This is a genomic window from Bacillus sp. FSL E2-8887, assembly GCF_038007205.1.
Classification (GTDB): domain Bacteria; phylum Bacillota; class Bacilli; order Bacillales; family Bacillaceae_G; genus Bacillus_A; species Bacillus_A mycoides.
In genome coordinates this window covers 937,995-957,430 of record NZ_JBBOWS010000001.1, presented here as the reverse complement: position 1 = coordinate 957,430, position 19,436 = coordinate 937,995, and the positions used below count along the sequence as shown (strand labels likewise).

Sequence of the window (19,436 nt, the reverse complement as noted above, 5' to 3'; positions counted from 1 at the left end):
AAAAAAAGCCGATTTCATACTATAGAAATCGGCCTACATTTTAGGAGGGAAATTGTTGCGAATTGTCTCAAGCGCACGCTCTTTCACAACCTGTTTCCCATACTCACTTACACGGTGAATCGTTAAAGTAGATTCTTCTCCATATTCTAAAACAATACTTAAAATACGATCAATTTCTTCTTCATCATGTAGCACTTCATCGAATTCCACATATACATAATATCGGTCCTCAAATGAATGTAATTCATCTTTTATATCTTCAAAGATAAGACGATGACTTAATGAAATAACATCTTCAAAATCATTAAACTTAATTAAAAAGCCAAACGTACCATCTTCATTAAAGTTTGTTCCTACTTGTTCTTCTACCTCTTCCACTAATTCTTGCTGGAATAATGATTCGATGCCTTCATCTAGAGGAATGTCTATAATTTTGTCTACACCTATTGGTAGTTCCAGCTTTTGTCCATCCTTTGAAAGCTCCGCTTTCGTTACAAGTACTTCAATCCCTTTATCGACTGCTTGCACTTGGATCCATAACGGCCCATCGATAAAGAAATCATCATGATCACGAGCTTCGTCCATCATCTCCCAAAAGAGCTCTTCACTTCGTTCTCGATCATACCAAATTTCTTCACGATTAAACCCTCTATCCTCTATATCAATGTACGTAATAAAAAATTTCATCGTATGGTCATTAATTCTTTCAATATCCAAAATACAACGCTCCCTTCCTGCTTAGAATTGTTATGAAGGGATTCCCCACTCATATGACAAAACAATAGATTCTTGTACTCTCATTTTATGATAAGATTCTCCAGAAGGGAAATAAAATCGATTTATTTTACAAAAATAGTTATATACCTATCTGTATTCGACTTTTTACATAAAGTGAAACAATAATCAGTATTTTTTTCATCCTCCACTGATTATTAGCTCGCACCAATCGGAATAAATATACCATTATACCAATTCACTGCTCGCAAAAAATTTGGACATACATTCCCATATTCCCTCGTACACTGTAATAAAGTGAAACTTCTATTAGAGGTGATTATTTTGTCCCTGGGAGCACGGGATCAAAACTAGACAAACTTTCTTCACCACATACATATATTTCGCTTATTAAAACATCATAAATGGAGGCAGACGAATGGACTTAGAGTTTTTAACATCTGTACTAATGATTGTCGGTATCGATGTTGTACTAGGTGGCGATAACGCAATTGTCATCGCACTAGCTAGCCGAAATTTACCTGAAGCAAAACGAAATAAAGCCATTTTGATTGGTACTATGTTAGCAATTGTGCTACGAATTCTCCTCACGATACTAGCTGTCTATTTACTTGATATCCCATTTTTACAACTCACCGGCGGAATTTTACTTACATTAATTGCGGTCAATTTACTCACTGATAATAACAACGATCTTTCTTCTATCAAAGGAAAAACGACTTTATTCCAAGCTGTGCGTACAATTGTATTCGCGGATCTCGTTATGGGGTTTGACAATGTTATTGCCATTGCAGGAGCAGCTCACGGAAGGCTTTCACTCGTAATTATCGGTTTATTCATTTCTATCCCGATTATCATTTGGGGAAGCAAACTTATTTTAATATTCATGGAACGCTTTCCATTTCTCATTTATTGCGGAGCAGCAGTTCTCGCCTATACAGCAGGAAAAATGATTACACATGAAGACAGACTTGCAACGTTTTTTCATCATAATCCTAGTTTTTCCACAAGTATCCCTTATTTGTTCATTTTCACCATTTTATGCATAGGCTTTATCGTTCAACAAGTGCGATTACGTAATGTTAAACAGTAAAAAAAAACCTTCTACTCTATAATAGGTAGAAGGTTTTCATATTATTATAATTAATTTACAAGACGCTGTGCTTCACGTAATTGGAACGTTCTTACTGTACGTGGTAAGAAACGACGGATTTCATCTTCGTTGTAACCTACTTGAAGGCGTTTTTCGTCAATCATAATTGGACGACGTAAAATACCTGGATAGTCACGAATCATCTTATATAAATCTTGAAGTGGTAAAGACTCTAAGTTCACATTCAATTCTTGGAAAACTTTTGAACGAGTAGAAATAATCTCATCCGTTCCGCTTTCTGTCATACGTAAAATCTCTTTAATCTCATCAATCGTTAATGGATCTGAGAAAATATTACGTTCTGTATAAGGAATATGATTTTCCTCTAGCCATAATTTCGCCTTTCTACAAGACGTACAGCTTGGAGAACTATATAATGTTACCATACAAAGCTCACTCTCCTTAAAGAGTACAAATTCTGTACTAATTACAGTTTAAATTTCTAACTTCCGCAATTTTTCGCGATAACTTGTCTTATAGCAAAGTAAAAAATCGCAATTCATGTAAGCAACAATAATTACTTTTAATAAGTAACTTCTATAATCATTATACAATAGTTTTTGCAAGAAATATACAGTGAATTTACTGCTAGTTGAGAAAATTTCTCCGTGTACTCCACTGCTATGCAACATGATTATACTCAGTAAAACTGTCCTTTAACAACGGTCTTCAACCCTTTTGATACTTACTTTCTACAATAATCTTCACTTGATATACAATTACAGTTTCATAATCTTCCCCATTAAAAAGAGAGCGTTTTCTTACCTTTTCCCGACAAAACAATTGAGAAATGTAAGACTCTAAAGGTTAGAAACAAAAAGGAACATTCGTTCTTATTTTAACAAATCTCTCCGCTCATGTCTATATGCTTTCTAAAGTAAATCGAATATTTTTCTGACATTTCTTTCTTTTTTACCATTTATCTCATACAATAAAAATACAGACAGACAAAGGGGGAATTTACATATGATCGCTTTTTTTACTGATTTTATCATTGTTGCTACCCTCATCATCGGAATAACAGCATTGATTGGTGTCATTACAAATAGCATCGGTGAAAAACTCTTTGGTGGGAAAGAAAAAATGAAGTTTGTTAATAAAAGTTTAGATGTACAATCTGGCTGGAACCAAGTTGGCGGAAAAGGCATTTATAAAAAACGTACGTACTAAAAAAAGCAGGTAATCACCTGCTTTTTTTGTTATTTTCCTACTGATGCCCATTTGAAGCTTACTTCGCCACCATACTTATGGTTGTACATATCTTTAATTGTTTCTCTTTGTAAATATGCTCTACCACGTTGATATACTGGAACAATCGCAGCGTCATCAAGTAACATTTTTTCTGCTTCAAGTAAGTTTTTCCAACGAGCATTTACGTCGCTTCCATCTTTCTTCGCTTTCATAATAATCTCATCGTACTTCGGATTAGAATACTTCATTTTATTTTGTGCCCCATCAGTTACGAACATATCAAGATATGTAACTGGATCTGGGAAGTCTGCACTCCATCCAGAGAATGACATTACAAAGTCGCCCGCATCTTCTAATTTTAGTTTTTGCGCGAATGGTTGTTGTTTAATTTTCACTGTTAAACCTGGTAAATTCTTTTCTAACTCACCTTTTAAATATTCACCAGTTTTCTTCGATAATTCAACGTCTTCATTTAATAGCTCTAATTCAATTTCGTTTTTACCAAGCTCTTTTTTACCAGCTTCCCAATACTTTTTCGCTTCTTTTACATTTGGTTTTACAATATCTCCATTTTCAACACGGAAATCTTTTTTATCCGGTCCTTTAATGAAATTGTCAGGAATTAATCCCGTCGCTGGCTTAGAACCGTTATTTAATAATGTATCAACGAATGGTTTACGGTCAAAACCAAGAGAAATTGCTTTACGAATATTTTTATTTGCTAAAGCTGGGTCTTTTTGATTTAAGCGAAGGAAGAATACAGATGTATCTTCTACCGTTTTGAAATCTGGTTTTCCTTTATATTTATCGATGAACTCTGCTAATAACGTCGCTCGATCGACTGCGTTTGTTTCATATAAATTAATTGGCGTAGACGTATCTTTTACAATATTAAAGTTCACTTCCTCAAGCTTCACTTCTTTATTGTCCCAATATGATGAGCTCTTTGTCATTTTGAAGCTACGTTCATGTTGCCAATCACTTAATGTAAATGGTCCGTTATAAAGTGTTGTATTTGCTTCTAAACCAAACTTCGTCCCTTGCTCTTTCACATACTTTTCATTAACAGGATAGAAGATCGGATAGACCATTAAATCAACAAGATATGGAATAGAATTATCTAATTCTACTTCTAGTGTATGATCATCAATCGCTTTTACACCTAATTGGTCTGGACTCATCTCTTTTTTATTAATTTTCTCAGCATTTTTTATATCGTACATAATGTACGCCGATTTCGCAGCTGTATCTGGATTAATTGCTCTTTGCCATGCATACACGAAATCTTTCGCCGTTACAGGTTCACCATTTGACCATTTTGCATCTTCACGTAATTTAAATGTATACTTTTTACCGTCTTCTGACTTTTGGAATTCCTTCGCTACACCTGGAACTAATTTATCGTCTTTCCCAAGGCGGTATAGGCCTTCCATCGTATTGTTCATTACTTTTGAAGAAACTGCATCAGCTGATAACGCTGGGTCCATCGTTGGAATTTCTTGTGTTTCAATTAAGTTAATAACTTGCTTCGCACCGCTTTTCCCGCTATCCCCTTTTGCGTTCGCTTGCGGTTCATCTTTTTGGTAGCCACATGCCCCTAAAATCATACTCATTGCTACTGTTGATGCTACAAAAACTGGTATCTTTTTTTTCATACTTCCACCCTCCAAAAAAAATGTTAGCCCTTTTATTTTCAAACAGAAAGAAATATATATATGTTCTAATAATTCATATTATACACATAAATATATTCTTTGTATATTTATATTTCTATTTTGTTAAAATTTTCTGTTAACACCACGTGCATTTGTAAACGTTTCATACTGCGTTTTTATTGAACTAAAGTGTTAAAAATGACCATTTTTATACTTTTCTAAATTATCAGGGAAAAATAAATTTTATATTCTATAATATCTTACGCATAATTATTCCTCCCTTTTTGTCATAAAATGAAGGTTTATTCATATTGAAAATATGTAGGCTAAAATAAGTGCAAAGGATATGAAAGTGTGTTACGATACACTTTGCTAAAAATAGATATCGGTAAAGAGGGGACGGACATGACAGCAATTCGCTCAAAAAACGGGCCAACAGAGAAATTAAGTTTATTCTTATTAACATGGCCTATTTTTCTAGAAGTTTTTCTTTTTATGCTGATGGGGATCGCTGATACTTTCATGTTAAGTGCATTATCAGACGATGCTGTATCTGGGGTTGGTGCAGCGAATCAATACCTTCATATCGCGATTTTAGTACTAGAAGTCATAGGGAATGGTGCAGCTATCGTTGTATCCCAATACCTCGGTTCTAAACGCTTTATGGAAGCATCAAAAATATCAGCATTAGCCGTCACATTAAATTTAGTGGTCGGACTCATTATAAGCGCTGGTTTTCTTTTATTTTCAAAACATATGATGATGGCAATGAATTTACAAGGCGATGTACTAACGTATGCACAAAGCTATCTATCCATCGTCGGAGGAGCTATTTTCCTTCAAGCTATTATTAACTCATTAGCCGCAATTATCCGCGTTCACGGCTTTACAAAGCAAGCAATGTTTGTTTCGCTTGGAATGAATATTATTCATATCGCCGGAAACTACGTACTTATTTTCGGGAAATTCGGTTTCCCTGAACTTGGTGTGCAAGGAGCCGCGATTTCTTCCGCTGTCAGCCGGTTAATCGCACTTATCGTTTTCTTCTGGTTACTGTACCGCGTTATGGAATACCGTGTGAAATTACAATATTACTTCACTTTATCAAAAGAATACGTTGGCAAAATTTTGAAGATCGGCATTCCATCTGCATTCGAACAAGTCATGTATCAAGCTTGTCAAATTGTCTTCTTATATTACGCAACATACTTAGGTACGGAATCGTTAGCTGCAAGACAATACGCTACTAACATTTCCATGTTCACTTATTTATTCGCCATTGCTATCGGTATGGGAACAGCTATTATCGTTGGACGCCTAGTTGGCGGAAATGAAAAGGATGAAGCTTACACACGCGTATGGAAAAGTGTACAATGGGCGATTGGCGTAACTTTATTTATGGTCATGCTCGTTGTTACATTCCGCACACAATTAATGGGACTATTTACAGATAATCCTCATATTATCGCTCTAGGGGCAAGCGTTCTTTTACTAAGTGTACTACTTGAAACAGGACGGACGATGAACATCGTCATCATTAATTCACTTCGTGCAGCTGGCGATGCAAAATATCCTGTTTTAATCGGCGCATTCTCCATGGTGTTAATGAGCTTACCACTCGGTTACTTTTTCGCCTTCCATTTAGACATGGGGCTCGTTGGTATTTGGCTAGCGATTGCTATCGACGAATGGACGCGAGCAATTATTATGTTCTTCCGCTGGAGAAGTAGATCGTGGGAAAATTATGCACTTGTTAAACCAAATGAGCAAGATGAGAGTGTTTCTGTTCAGGCGCAGTAAAATAAAAGTGTTTCTAAATGAAGAAAAAGGCGGCTGGATTTCAGTCGCCTTTTCTTCATTCTTGGAAACTCTTAATTTGCTGTCTTTAAACAGAAAAAGAACTTGGATAAAATCTCTTTATACTAAATTAAGTTTAATTAGTATAAAAAATAGAGCCATCCTTCTGTAATAGAAGAATGGCTCTACTTTATTATTGATAGATTTCTTTATATTTCTTATACTCTGCTTCAGAACATAATACAAAATGTCCTGGGCGAATTTCACGCATTGTTGGTGCTTCCTCACCATATTGATGTTGAGATGGATCGTATACGATACGTTTACGATTGCGCTCATAATCTGGATCTGGAAGCGGAATTGCAGATAGTAGTGATTTTGTATATGGATGCATTGGATTCGCATATAACTCTTCACTTGTTGTCAACTCAACGATTTGACCACGGTACATTACACCAATGCGATCACTAATGTATTTTACCATTGATAAATCATGGGCGATGAATAAGTATGTTAAACCTTTTTCTCTTTGTAACTGTTTCAGCAAGTTTACAACTTGCGCCTGAATCGATACGTCAAGTGCTGAGATTGGTTCATCAGCAATGATAAATTCAGGTTCTACAGCTAGCGCACGAGCGATACCGATACGTTGACGTTGTCCGCCTGAGAATTCATGCGGGAAACGGTTTGCGTGCTCTTTATTTAAACCAACTGTATTTAATAATTCATGAACACGGTCCATACGCTCTTTTTTGCCTTTTGCTAGTCCGTGAATATCAATACCTTCTGCGATAATATCCCCTACTGTCATACGAGGATTTAATGATGCATATGGATCTTGGAAAATCATTTGCATTTTACGGTTGAACTTCTTCAGCTCTGCACGTGATTTTTTACCATGTACATTTTCACCATCGAACAACACTTCACCAGCAGTTGCATCATATAAACGAATAATCGTTCTTCCAGTTGTCGATTTACCACAACCTGATTCTCCTACAAGACCAAATGTTTCTCCGCGGTAAATATCAAATGAAATATCATTAACCGCTTTGACAACACCACCACTCACGTCGAAGTGCTGCTTTACATTTTTTACTTCAATTAATTTCTCACGTTGTTTAGTCATGTTGTTCACCTGCTTTCATTTGAAGAATGCGTTTTTCAACGACTGCCGGTGGTTTTACTTCTGGAGCTTGCTCGTGAAGTAACCAAGTTGCCGCATAATGTGTATCACTTACTTTAAATAAAGGTGGGTCCATTTCAAAATCAATTTTCAACGCCTGCGGGTTACGTGGTGCAAAAGCATCACCCTTTGGCGGTTTTAATAAGTCTGGAGGCGTTCCTGGAATCGCATATAGCTCGTCCTCTGCACCATCTAAGCTTGGCATAGATGCGATTAAGCCCCATGTGTATGGATGTTTTGGATTGTAGAAAATTTCATCAACAGTTCCAATTTCAACAACTTTACCAGCGTACATAACCGCAACTCGGTCTGCAACGTTTGCCACTACACCTAAGTCATGCGTAATGAAAATGATTGCTGCTTCTGTTTTTTGCTGAATGTCCTTCATAAGTTCTAAAATTTGCGCCTGAATTGTAACGTCTAGCGCTGTTGTCGGCTCATCGGCAATTAATAATTTCGGATTACAAGCTAACGCCATCGCAATAACTACACGTTGTCTCATACCACCTGAGAATTGGTGAGGATATTGTTTTAAGCGTGCTTCTGGATTTGGAATACCTACAAGGTCGATTAATTCTAAAGCAACTTTACGTGCATCTGCTTTACTCATCCCTTGGTGTTTAATAAGGCCTTCCATAATTTGATTTCCAATTGTCATCGTTGGATTTAATGATGTCATTGGATCTTGGAAAATCATCGCAATATCTTTACCGCGTACTTGCTGCATTTCTTTTTCTGTTAGTTTCGTTAAGTCACGACCTTCAAATACGATTTCACCGTTTTTAATACGTCCTGGAGGATTCGGAATTAATCCCATTAACGCTTTAGAAGTAACTGATTTACCAGAACCAGATTCTCCTACAATCGCTAATGTTTCTCCTTTTTTCAAATCAAAAGTAACACCGCGTACAGCTTGTACTTCACCTGCATGTGTATCAAAGGAGACTTGCAAATCTTTTACCTCTAGCAATGTTTTCATTTTTACTTCTCCCCTCTTTTACTTACGCATTTTTGGATCTAACGCGTCGCGTAATCCGTCTGCAATTAAGTTGAATGCTAAGATTAACATACTGATGACAACCGCTGGGATGAACATCATATGTGGATACGTTTGAATTGATTTATAACCATCATTTACAAGAGAACCAAGTGATGCGAATGGTGGCTGAATACCTAGTCCGATGAAGCTTAAGAATGCTTCACCAAATACCGCTGTTGGAATTGTAAACATTGTCATTACGATAATTGGTCCCATTACGTTCGGAATTAAGTGCTTCACAATTAACTGTGTATTCGTTGCCCCTAATGTACGAGATGCTAATACATATTCTTGGTTTTTTAATTTTAGGATCTGTCCACGAACGATACGCGACATCCCTATCCAACCTGTAATTGCCATCGCAAGTGTAATTGACCAAATACCTGATCCCATAATGATTACCATTAAAATAACGATGATTAAGTATGGAATACCGTTAATGATCTCCATAATACGTTGCATAATATTATCTACTCTGCCGCCATAGAAGGCTGAAATACCTCCGTATGCAACCCCAATTACTAAGTCAATCGCTGCTGCTAAAAGAGCGATATATAATGATACTCGTGTACCTTCCCATGTTCTTGTCCATAAATCACGGCCAAGATCATCTGTACCAAACCAGAAGTACTCTTTAATATCACGTTTTTCATATTGGTCAACACCATATTGATCTGTACCGTCAAATGGTAGCCAATGAACATTTTCAATCACTGGAATTTTCGGTGGCATTTTCGCACGACCTAAATCCTGCTCTTTATAAGAATGCTTACTTACCATCGGTCCTAAAATTGCTAGTAGTACAATAAGCATTAATAATACGAAACCAAACATTGCACCTTTATGTTGGAACAAACGTCTTCTTACATCTTGCCAAAACGTTAAGCTTGGACGGGCAATGACTTCATTATCAACATTACTCTGATTGGCTGGTTGAAATAAATCTGGAGATAATTTTTGTACATCTTTCATCATTTTTTCCCTCCCGCTAAACGAATACGAGGATCAATAATTCCGTATAAAATATCGACAATGAAAATAACTAAGATGAAGATCGCACTATAGAAAATTGTAGTTCCCATAATAACTGTATAGTCATTCACTGTAATCGATTTAACGAATTGTTCCCCAAGTCCAGGTACAGCGTAAATTTGCTCAATAACTAGTGTCCCTGTAATTAATCCTGCAACCATTGGTCCTAAAATTGTTACAACTGGAATTAATGCGTTACGCAGTGCGTGCTTGATAATGATAACGCCTTGGCTAATTCCTTTCGCTTTCGCTGTTAAAATGTAGTCTGCTTGCATAACCTCAATTAACTCTGCACGAGCGAAACGTGCGATTGTTGCGATAACTGCCATCGATAAGGCAATTGTAGGCATTACTGTAAACTCCGGTCCTTTCCAGAATGCTACTGGGAACCAACCAAGTTTTACCCCTACGAAATATTGTAGTAATGCGGCGAATACGAATGAGGGCACCGACATCCCGAGTACGGAAATAATTGTCGCCCCATAATCGACCCACGTATTGTTACGAAGCGCCGCAACGATTCCTAAAATTAAACCGATAAATGTTCCTAATATAATCGCTTGTAAACCAAGTTGTGCTGATGGTCCAATACGATCCACAATCATATCTGTTACTGGGCGGTTATCATATTGGAATGATACCCCTAAATCACCTTTTGCTAAGTTACCTAAGTAACGTGCATATTGAACTGGTACTGGATCATTTAATCCATATTTTTCAAGAATGATTTCTTTTTGTGCCGGTGATAGCTTCTCCTGGTTTTTAAGCGGAGAACCCGGTAGTAATTTCATCAAAAAGAAAGTCAGTGTAGTAATTAAAAATAATGTCAAAGCCATGTACACGAAACGTTTTAATACATAACGTCCCATAGTCAAGCACCTCCCCGTTTTTCTCAAAAGCAATAAGATAGTTTAAAATATTCTTACTTTTATTTTTTTAAAATAAGAGCATATGCCCATCATAGGCATATACCCTTGTAAACGATGGAAAAAAGATTATTTTTGTTCAACAGATGCCCATTTGTAAGTTAATCTACCACCATAGTTAATTGGGATAATATCTTTTACGGCACCTTTTACCACATATGCTGAACCTTTTTGGAAGATCGGAGTAATAACTGCATCCTCTTTAATTAATATTTTCTCTACTTCTAAAAGGTTGTTCCAGCGAGCTTGTAAATCTTTTGTATCTGTTTTTGCTTTTAGAATTAGCTCATCATATTTCGGATTAGAATATCCTGTTTTATTTTGTGAACCATTCGTAACAAACATATCTAAATATGAAACTGGATCTGGGAAGTCTGGACCCCAAATACCAAACGCCATATCATATTCTTGAGAGTCTTCTAACTTATTTTTTTGTGCGAATGGCTGCTGTTTAATTTTGATCGTTAAACCAGGTAAGTTCTTTTCCATCTCACCTTTTAAGAATTCGCCAATTTTTTTCGCATCTTCATTATCAAAGCTTAAGAATTCTAGTTCAATTTTATCAGTGCCAAGCTCTTTCTTTGCTGTTTCCCAAAGTTTTTTCGCTTCTTTTGAATCCGTTTCAACTAGATTTCCATTTTCAGCACGGAAGTCTTTTTTATTCGGACCTTCAGCGAAATCTTTTCCAACAAATCCGTAAGCACCGATTGCGCCGTTGTTTAAAATAACTTTTGCAATGTTATCACGGTCAAAGGACATTGAAATTGCTTTTCTTAAGTTTTTATTACTCAAATACTTATTATTTTGATTAAATCTTAAGTAGGCAACTCCAGCTTCTTTTCGTGTTTGGAACTCTGGAGTTTGTCTAAATTTATCAACAAATTCCGATGTTAGAGCCGCACGATCAATCGAATTTGTCTCATATAAATTTACATCAGTCGATGTATTTTTCACAATATTGAAATTTATTTCTTCGATTTTAACCGTCTTGTTATCCCAATATGATGGGTTCTTCTTAAATTGGAAGCTTTGTTCATGTTTCCAATCACTCATAACGAATGGCCCGTTATATAATGTTGTATTTGCCTCTAAACCAAACTTATCACCTTGTGATTTCACAAAGTTCTCATTTAGTGGGTAGAACACTGGATAAACCGTTAAATCAATAAAGTAAGGAACGGGATTGTCTAATTCCACTTCTAATGTATAATCATCAATCGCCTTTACACCTAATTGGTCAGCAGGTAATTCTTTTTTATGAATTTTTTCTGCATTTTTAATATCGAACATAATGTATGAATACGTCGCTTTTGTATCTGGATTTACTGCTCTTTTCCATGAATACACAAAGTCTTTCGCTGTTACAGGTTCCCCATTCGACCATTTCGCATCTTTTCTTAACTTAAATATGTATTTCTTCCCATCATCTAGCTTTTGGACATCTTCAGCAATCCCAGGCATTCTCTTTTGATCTTTGCCAGTACGATATAAACCTTCCATCGTATTATTTAATGCTGTTGAAGATGCAGAATCTGATGCTAACGATGCATCCATTGATGGAATTTCAGATAACTCTGTTAAATTAAGAATCTGTTTTCCGTTACTACTACTAGTAGTGTTTTCTTTTGCTTTAGCGTCCTCTTTCTGGTAGCTACACGCGCCAAGCAACATACTTGCCGTTAAAGTTGATGCAAGTAATAACGGTATCTTTTTCTTCATGTTGTGTTGCCTCCCCTAATTGCACTTACTGTACCCTCACTTGTAGAAAAGTAGAATTGAAAGAATAATCTCCAAGTTTCTACAATTTTCATTATACATATAATATGACGATTGTGAATATAGTTTTTTGTTTTTTTGTTAAAATTTTTAATAAAATGTTTATATTTTTAATTTTTCGTAAAGGGATACGTTAACATTGCTACCATCATCTTGAAATTAGAACCTCAATTGCGTATAATTTTCAAAAAATTATTTATATTACTTATTATAACTTTTATAGTATAATAATTCTAGTAATATTTTGACGGAGGGGAATATTTTGAATAAAGTTTTTTTTCATACTTGTATACTATTTTTGGTTGCGATAATCGCTTCTAGTGTGGGCGCATTCCTCGTTTCATCTCATTTTTTGTTGAATTTTGTCAACATCTCATTCTATATTGCATTGGTTTTTATTCTTATAGGTGGTTTTTTATTCATATTTCAAAACGGATTTTTTAACGTAACAATTTACGCATTCCAAAGAGTATTTGGTACGAATAAAAAAATTGACTCTTTAATTGAAGAAGCAGAGGAACCTATCGATAAGAAAGAACGTATTTATAAAACATATTCATTCAAATGGACGTATCCGATTTGTATTACCGGTATCGTACTTGGATTGTTCTCGATCCTCATTAGCTTTACTATTTTGATGTAGTTTGCAAACACTATCCCATATGATATAATAATCAGCAAAACATTTTGTTATAAAACTTTAGTTCTTTCATATTAAAAGAGCTTAGGTAACAATAAATAAATTTATATGTATGCGATGATAAAGAAGAGTACATATTGGGGCAATTTCAGAGAGCTTGTGGCTGGTGTGAACAAGTAATTGTACAGTATGGAATGGGCTTTTGAGCACCAAACCGAACCGAAAGTAGTAGGCTTTGGCGTTATATCCAGACGTTATTATGGATCTTGAGAGATTTCACAGCTGTGAAATAATTAGGGTGGTACCGCGGTCCATTCGTCCCTATGTAATTTGGGATGAATGGGCTTTTTTGTATGCCTTCTCTTCCCCATCGCACATTCAATTTTAGGAGGAATTACTTATGTCAGTTATCTTTTCTGGTATTCAGCCAAGCGGAACAATTACACTTGGAAACTATTTAGGAGCTATGAAGCAATTTACAGAGCTTCAAAATGAACACGACTGTTATTTCTGTATTGTAAACCAACATGCGATTACAGTACCTCAAGATCCCGTACAACTTCGTAAAAACATTCGCAGTCTTGCTGCACTTTATGTAGCATGCGGCATCGATCCTGAAAAAGCTACTTTATTTGTACAATCAGAAGTACCAGCACACGCTCAACTAGGATGGATTATGCAATCAGTTGCTTACGTTGGAGAATTGGAGCGTATGACGCAATATAAAGATAAATCTTCTGGTAGAGATTCAGTTCCAGCTGGATTACTAACGTATCCACCATTAATGGCTGCTGATATTTTACTTTACAACACTGAAATCGTACCTGTTGGTGATGATCAAAAACAACATATGGAATTAACACGCGACCTAGCAGAGCGTTTCAACAAACGCTTCCGTGAAGTGTTCACTGTTCCTGAAATTCGTATTCCAAAAGTAGGAGCTCGCGTTATGTCATTAACAGAACCTACGAAAAAAATGAGTAAATCTGATCCGAATCCAAAAGCAATGATCAGTATGCTTGATGAACCAAAAACAATTGAAAAGAAAATTAAAAGTGCTGTAACTGATTCAGAAGGTATCGTGAAATTTGATAAAGAAAACAAACCTGGAATCTCTAACTTATTAACAATCTACTCTTCATTCTCTGGAAAGACAGTTGAAGAAATAGAAGCAATGTACGAAGGAAAAGGATACGGCGATTTCAAAGGCGACCTAGCACACGTAGTCGTAGAAGCAATTCGTCCAATCCAAGACAAATATAACGAACTAATCAACTCACCAGAACTAGACGAAATTCTAGACAAAGGTGCCGAAAAAGCGAACCACGTTGCATTCAAACAACTACGCAAAGTAGAAAACGCAATGGGATTAAGTAGAAAACGTAGGTAACTTATAAAGCGGAGGCGACTGCTCAGCCCTGACGTCTAAGGTTCTTTCCCACAGAAGGTGCTTTTTACCTTCTCGTGGGAAAGAACCTTAGACGCGAAGGGCTAGGATCCGGAGCTGGATTTCTTATAAAGCGGAAGCTGCTCGCTCAGAATGTGAGGGGGATGGAGCTCCTGACGTAGAGGCGCTTTTTGCCTCGCAGGAAGGCGCGAAGCCACCGAACATTCTTGTCACCTCCATAAAAAAAACCGCCAATTGGCGGTTTTTTTAATTTACCTTCTGCTCATTTTCCATTTCCCATAACTTTTCAAAAAACGGCTGTCCTTTTACAAGGCGCTCACATAATTGCTCGTGCTTCTCAGACCATCCAGTTTTCGCTTCATCATAAAGTTTAGCCCAAACATCTTCAAACTCCATATGTTGGACCATTCCGTACGCTGATGGATCCCACTCTGTGAACCAATAGCGAATTTCAGCTGGATTTTTCGTTGTATGTAATTGATCTAATGCCATAAATAATAATTGTTTTAACTGTCTTTCTTTACGAGTTAGGCCGTTCATAATGAAAGGCGACGGTGATAAAATATGATGTTCTTTTTCAATCTCTTCCACTTGGAACTCATACTTTTCTGCTTGCACATTCTCTACCATCTCATATACCATCTGTTCTTGACGCGGTATAAGCCTACTTTTTCTAATTGGCACATTATAGCCGATTGAATCAATCGCAATAATTCCTTTTCCATCTGTAACTACAAAACAATATTCTTGTTGCAAACGTTCGTGATTTTTACGAATATAAGCCTTATGATATACGTCTTCCAATAATTTTTGCGGAAGCTCTAATAATTCGTTCTCGATGTAATGATATAATGTGGCATCTACTTTTAATAATGGCACTTGATCTAATAGCTCAATCGTATCATCTTTCCGCCATTCGTAAAAATGACAAACGTTATACCCATTCTCTTCACCTTCAAACCAATTTACCCATACATCATGTAGATATAACATTCACTACCCCTCACTTCACTACTGTTTGTACCAATCATTATGTTCAGTTTCGCTTAACTTTATTCCACTTGAGGAAATATATTCTAATTATTATTTTTTCTTCTATAATATAAAAAAAACAGGAGATAGCTCCCCTGTTTTTCATGAAACATGAAATGTATTTGCTTTATTCAATATTTCTTTCGCATCTATAGATAATAAAGAAAGTGTATTTTCTCCTTCAAATGCTACACAATCTTTCACAATATGAAATCCAAGTGCATAGCCAAGCATTTTCGGATACGAGTGCAGTCCATTTAATAAAACATCATGCTCCCTCGTACCTCTCTTTACACCTATTCGTTCTTGTATTGAATTCCTCCAATAATAAATAGCATCTTCTTTTGAAATGTAAGTAGTCCACGGTGCACATCTTTTTTCTGTATACCTTTCATACACAGCTTGCTCAGCTAACCCTTCCATAATCATCGTATCAAGTAATGTATACTCTGTTTCTTTCGTCTCAATTTGATGTAACCTACATATATGATGGTATTCATGCGTTAATAAAGCTTTTAGTTCCTCTACTGAATTACGTCCACATACGAATAAGAAAATAACGTGACGCATAGATAAGCCAGCCTTCCCGTTATATTCCTCTTGTACAGTTCGATTGTATGAATCTGATAATAAAATAAAGATAGGGACATCTGGACCTTTTAGCCAACCTTTCAATTTTTCATACTCCATGCTAAGTTCTTTCCAAATTTCTTTCTTCTCTAACTCTTTAATTTCCTGCTCCCCCCGCATTACTGGGCGATACATACCTTTAGAGATTAAAAAGCGATACAGTCTCTCTTTTGGCAATGGAATATACTTTGTAAATTTCTCACAAAGCTTCTCTGGACGTCCATAATACAGATGTAACCATTCTGCCGTTTCAACAACCCCCAACCTTCATCCCTCCTTTTCTTATGTATATGCAAAAAAGAAAAGAACGTAAAGGTGATAAAAAATAAATAAGGTGTCTTTTCGTAATACTTTACGAAAAGACACCTTATGGTACAGATTATTTATATGCTTTAAATACTAATACTGCGTTATGACCACCGAATCCTAATGAATTACTTAATACAGCTCGCACTTCTTGATGCCTCGCTGTATTTGGTACGTAATCTAAATCACATTCTGGATCTGGTGTTTCATAGTTAATCGTCGGAGGAATTACTCCGTCTGTAATTGATTTAATAGAGAAGATCGCTTCAACAGCACCAGCTGCTCCTAATAAATGACCTGTCATTGATTTCGTTGAGCTAATCGCTACTTTATATGCATGCTCACCGAAAGTTTCTTTAATTGCCATTGTTTCATACTTTTCATTTGCATCTGTACTTGTACCATGTGCATTAATGTAATCAATATCTTTTGGCTCTAGACCTGCATCAGCTAAAGCTTGACGCATCGCACGAACTCCGCCTTCACCGCCAGGAGCAGGCATTGTAATATGGAACGCATCACCAGTTGCACCATAACCAGCAATTTCCGCATAAATGTGAGCACCACGTGCTAATGCGTGCTCTAATTCTTCAAGAATAAGAATTCCTGATCCTTCACCCATTACGAAACCGCTACGATTTTTATCGAATGGGCGGCAAGCCGTTGCTGGATCTTCATTGAATGTTAATGCTTTCGCTGAGCTAAACCCAGCGAATGCCATACTTGTTAATGGCGCTTCTGCTCCGCCTGTTATCATCGCATCAGCATCACCGCGCTGGATTACTTTAAACGCATCACCAATTGAGTTTGCTCCAGATGCACAAGCTGTTACAGAGCAAGTATTAATTCCTTTCGCTCCTGTAGCGATTGACACTTGACCTGCTGCCATATCTGGAATCATCATTGGTACGAAGAATGGGCTCACGCGGCGCGGACCTTTTTCAGCAAAAATCTTAAATTGTTCTTCGTATGTTTCCATACCACCAATACCAGAACCAACCCATACACCAATGCGTGGTGCATTTTCTTCTGTAATTTCAAGCTTCGCATCTGCAACTGCCATTTTCGCTGCTGCTACTGCATATTGCGTAAAGCGGTCCATACGGCGCGCTTCTTTTTTATCTATATATTTTTCGACTTCAAAGTCGTTAATTTCTGCTGCTACTTTTGCAGGAATTTGTTCTGAATCTATTCTTGTAAGTCGTCCGATTCCGGATACACCGTTTTTAATGTTTTCCCAAGCTGTTTCAACATCTGTTCCGATCGGTGTAACAGCTCCTAGCCCTGTAATTACGACCCTCTTTTTTTCCATACAAAATACACTCCTTTTTTTCTCTCAGTCCTTATTTACCCCAACGAAGAGCTACTGCTCCCCATGTTAACCCGCCGCCAAAACCGACTAGTATAATTAAATCACCATCTTGAATACGTCCATTTTGCAATTCCTCTACCATTGCAATTGGAATTGAAGAAGCCGATGTATTACCGAACTTTTCAATTGTCATACTCATTTTTTCTTTCGGTAAATTTAATCTTTCTCTTGCAGATTCCATAATACGAATATTCGCTTGATGTGGTACTAAGAAGTCCACATCCTCTTTCGTAAGTCCCGCTTTTTCTAACACGCGAAGACAGGAATCACCAAGTTGGCGAACAGCAAATTTAAAGACTTCTCTGCCGTTCATCATAACATACTCGTCTTGATAAAGATGCTTACCGCCACTTCCGTCCGCTCCTAATTCAAAAGAAAGTACACCTTTCCCTTCCGAAACAGCTCCCATTACGATAGCACCTGCTCCGTCCCCAAATAGTACTGCTGTATTTCGATCGTTCCAGTCTACAATTTTAGATAGTTTGTCACTACCAACTACTAATACATTTTTATAAGTTCCCGTTTGAATAAATTGCTGCGCTGTAATCATTCCGTACATAAAGCCAGCACACGCTGCACTTAAATCCATTGCGGCTGCGTGTTTTGCGCCAATTGCTTCTTGGATTACACAAGCTACTGCTGGGAATGCGCGATCTGGCGTTACTGTTGCCACTAAAATAAGATCGATATCCTCTCCGCTAATCCCGGCATCTTCAAGTGCTTTTTTAGAAGCCTCTACCGCCATATATGAAGTATCTATTGTATCATCGGCAATGCGTCTTTCTGCAATTCCCGTTCTCGTACGAATCCATTCATCAGATGTATCTACGATTTTCTCTAAATCGTGATTTGTGACTACTTTTTCTGGCACATATCTTCCGATCCCTAAAATGCCCACGTTCACATCGCAGCCCTCCGTTTTATATCAATTATTATGACTTGGTACTAATTTTAAAACATAAATGTACTTTTGTCTAGAATATATTTCAGCTAAAAAAATAAGACAGCGTATTACTAACTTTATTTTTCATTAAAAGAAACAGAAAAATTCCTATCCTTTCAAAAGATAAACTTCCCAATACTTTTGACCTTACTCCGCTCGAAACAAAAAAAGCCCTTTCCGCTTCTATCCACAGCTCGAGCCTCTCTCCCATCAAAAAAGAAGGGTTTGGTTTTATTCTTTATCTGCTTTCCCTTCAAAACTAAGACCTTCTCCTCATAACCTTCCCCTTTAGCCTCATCATCCCTCAGGTTTCACTCCACTCGAAACAAAAAAAGGCCCCAACCGCTTCTATCCACGGCTCGAGCCTCTCTTCCATCAAAAAAGAAGGGTTTGGTTTTATTCTTTATCTGCTTTCCCAAGCTCATATGCTTCGCCCATTACTTTCATCAATAGCTCTAACACCGGCTGTGCTTTCTCCATATCAAGTGCAATTCCATTAGAATCTAAAATTGCCTTTGCTTCTGGTAAATGCTTCATTGCGATTTGTAAAAATTGCATACTTTTTTCGTTCATGTAATCTCTTCCTCTCCATTAAAGCTTTTCAATCAATTATCC

Annotated in this window: 18 protein-coding genes and 1 other annotated feature; of the genes, 5 read left to right on the top strand and 13 right to left on the bottom strand. The window is 36.8% G+C overall.

Annotated features, from left to right (window positions below; genetic code table 11):
* Positions 1-33: 33 nt before the first annotated feature.
* Positions 34-717, bottom strand: coding sequence for an adaptor protein MecA (gene mecA, locus NSQ08_RS04675; protein ID WP_002011351.1), 684 nt, complete (start codon positions 715-717; stop codon positions 34-36).
* 436 nt (positions 718-1,153) lie between these two features.
* Between mecA and NSQ08_RS04670 the strand changes: the two genes are divergently transcribed.
* Positions 1,154-1,828: a TerC family protein gene (locus NSQ08_RS04670; protein ID WP_340772121.1), complete on the top strand. Its 675-nt coding sequence runs from the start codon at positions 1,154-1,156 to the stop codon at positions 1,826-1,828.
* 50 nt (positions 1,829-1,878) lie between these two features.
* Here the strand turns inward: NSQ08_RS04670 and spx are convergent, their stop codons facing one another.
* The gene (gene spx / locus NSQ08_RS04665; RefSeq protein WP_002011348.1) at positions 1,879-2,274 is read right to left on the bottom strand and encodes a transcriptional regulator Spx; all 396 of its coding nucleotides are present in this window, start codon (positions 2,272-2,274) and stop codon (positions 1,879-1,881) included.
* A gap of 580 nt (positions 2,275-2,854) precedes the next feature.
* Here spx and NSQ08_RS04660 point away from each other — a divergent pair.
* Positions 2,855-3,058: a hypothetical protein gene (locus NSQ08_RS04660; RefSeq protein WP_000559981.1), complete on the top strand. Its 204-nt coding sequence runs from the start codon at positions 2,855-2,857 to the stop codon at positions 3,056-3,058.
* A gap of 29 nt (positions 3,059-3,087) precedes the next feature.
* On the opposite strand, the gene NSQ08_RS04655 is transcribed toward NSQ08_RS04660, so the two are convergent.
* Positions 3,088-4,734, bottom strand: a complete 1,647-nt coding sequence (locus NSQ08_RS04655; RefSeq protein WP_002140829.1) for a peptide ABC transporter substrate-binding protein — start codon at positions 4,732-4,734, stop codon at positions 3,088-3,090.
* Between the two features lie 354 nt (positions 4,735-5,088).
* Here NSQ08_RS04655 and NSQ08_RS04650 point away from each other — a divergent pair, with 354 nt between their 5' ends.
* On the top strand, positions 5,089-6,534 hold the full coding sequence (locus tag NSQ08_RS04650; protein ID WP_002166144.1) for an MATE family efflux transporter: 1,446 nt from the start codon (positions 5,089-5,091) through the stop codon (positions 6,532-6,534).
* Positions 6,535-6,724: 190 nt separating this feature from the next.
* Here the strand turns inward: NSQ08_RS04650 and NSQ08_RS04645 are convergent, their stop codons facing one another.
* From NSQ08_RS04645 to NSQ08_RS04625, 5 genes are all read right to left on the bottom strand, one after another.
* Complete coding sequence (locus NSQ08_RS04645) at positions 6,725-7,660, bottom strand: ABC transporter ATP-binding protein (RefSeq protein WP_002086978.1); 936 nt, start codon at positions 7,658-7,660, stop codon at positions 6,725-6,727.
* The gene (locus NSQ08_RS04640; protein ID WP_002011337.1) at positions 7,653-8,696 is read right to left on the bottom strand and encodes an ABC transporter ATP-binding protein; all 1,044 of its coding nucleotides are present in this window, start codon (positions 8,694-8,696) and stop codon (positions 7,653-7,655) included. The genes NSQ08_RS04645 and NSQ08_RS04640 overlap by 8 nt, the downstream gene beginning before the upstream one ends.
* Positions 8,697-8,714: 18 nt before the next feature.
* On the bottom strand, positions 8,715-9,731 hold the full coding sequence (opp3C, locus tag NSQ08_RS04635; RefSeq protein ID WP_002086981.1) for an oligopeptide ABC transporter permease: 1,017 nt from the start codon (positions 9,729-9,731) through the stop codon (positions 8,715-8,717).
* On the bottom strand, positions 9,728-10,657 hold the full coding sequence (gene opp3b, locus NSQ08_RS04630; protein WP_000534165.1) for an oligopeptide ABC transporter permease: 930 nt from the start codon (positions 10,655-10,657) through the stop codon (positions 9,728-9,730). Before opp3b ends, opp3C begins: the two co-directional genes overlap by 4 nt.
* Positions 10,658-10,783: 126 nt before the next feature.
* On the bottom strand, positions 10,784-12,433 hold the full coding sequence (locus tag NSQ08_RS04625; protein ID WP_340772112.1) for a peptide ABC transporter substrate-binding protein: 1,650 nt from the start codon (positions 12,431-12,433) through the stop codon (positions 10,784-10,786).
* A 319-nt stretch (positions 12,434-12,752) separates the two neighbouring features.
* Between NSQ08_RS04625 and NSQ08_RS04620 the strand changes: the two genes are divergently transcribed.
* Both NSQ08_RS04620 and trpS read left to right on the top strand, forming a co-directional pair.
* Positions 12,753-13,133, top strand: a complete 381-nt coding sequence (locus NSQ08_RS04620) for a DUF3899 domain-containing protein (RefSeq protein ID WP_033708890.1) — start codon at positions 12,753-12,755, stop codon at positions 13,131-13,133.
* 105 nt (positions 13,134-13,238) lie between these two features.
* Positions 13,239-13,456, top strand: a binding site (T-box leader).
* 74 nt (positions 13,457-13,530) lie between these two features.
* Positions 13,531-14,520, top strand: coding sequence for a tryptophan--tRNA ligase (gene trpS, locus NSQ08_RS04615; protein ID WP_098635454.1), 990 nt, complete (start codon positions 13,531-13,533; stop codon positions 14,518-14,520).
* 264 nt (positions 14,521-14,784) lie between these two features.
* Here trpS and NSQ08_RS04610 read toward each other — a convergent pair whose 3' ends face one another.
* From NSQ08_RS04610 to NSQ08_RS04590, 5 genes are all read right to left on the bottom strand, one after another.
* A complete protein-coding gene (locus tag NSQ08_RS04610) occupies positions 14,785-15,531 on the bottom strand; it encodes a YjbA family protein (RefSeq protein WP_002030367.1) in 747 nt (248 codons plus the stop codon).
* 141 nt (positions 15,532-15,672) lie between these two features.
* Positions 15,673-16,464, bottom strand: coding sequence for a DUF2268 domain-containing protein (locus NSQ08_RS04605; protein WP_002030365.1), 792 nt, complete (start codon positions 16,462-16,464; stop codon positions 15,673-15,675).
* Positions 16,465-16,579: 115 nt separating this feature from the next.
* On the bottom strand, positions 16,580-17,818 hold the full coding sequence (fabF, locus tag NSQ08_RS04600) for a beta-ketoacyl-ACP synthase II (RefSeq protein ID WP_061688962.1): 1,239 nt from the start codon (positions 17,816-17,818) through the stop codon (positions 16,580-16,582).
* A gap of 31 nt (positions 17,819-17,849) precedes the next feature.
* Positions 17,850-18,782, bottom strand: coding sequence for a beta-ketoacyl-ACP synthase III (fabH, locus tag NSQ08_RS04595; protein ID WP_001100550.1), 933 nt, complete (start codon positions 18,780-18,782; stop codon positions 17,850-17,852).
* A gap of 435 nt (positions 18,783-19,217) precedes the next feature.
* The gene (locus NSQ08_RS04590; RefSeq protein WP_002011319.1) at positions 19,218-19,394 is read right to left on the bottom strand and encodes a ComZ family protein; all 177 of its coding nucleotides are present in this window, start codon (positions 19,392-19,394) and stop codon (positions 19,218-19,220) included.
* Positions 19,395-19,436: the final 42 nt, after the last annotated feature.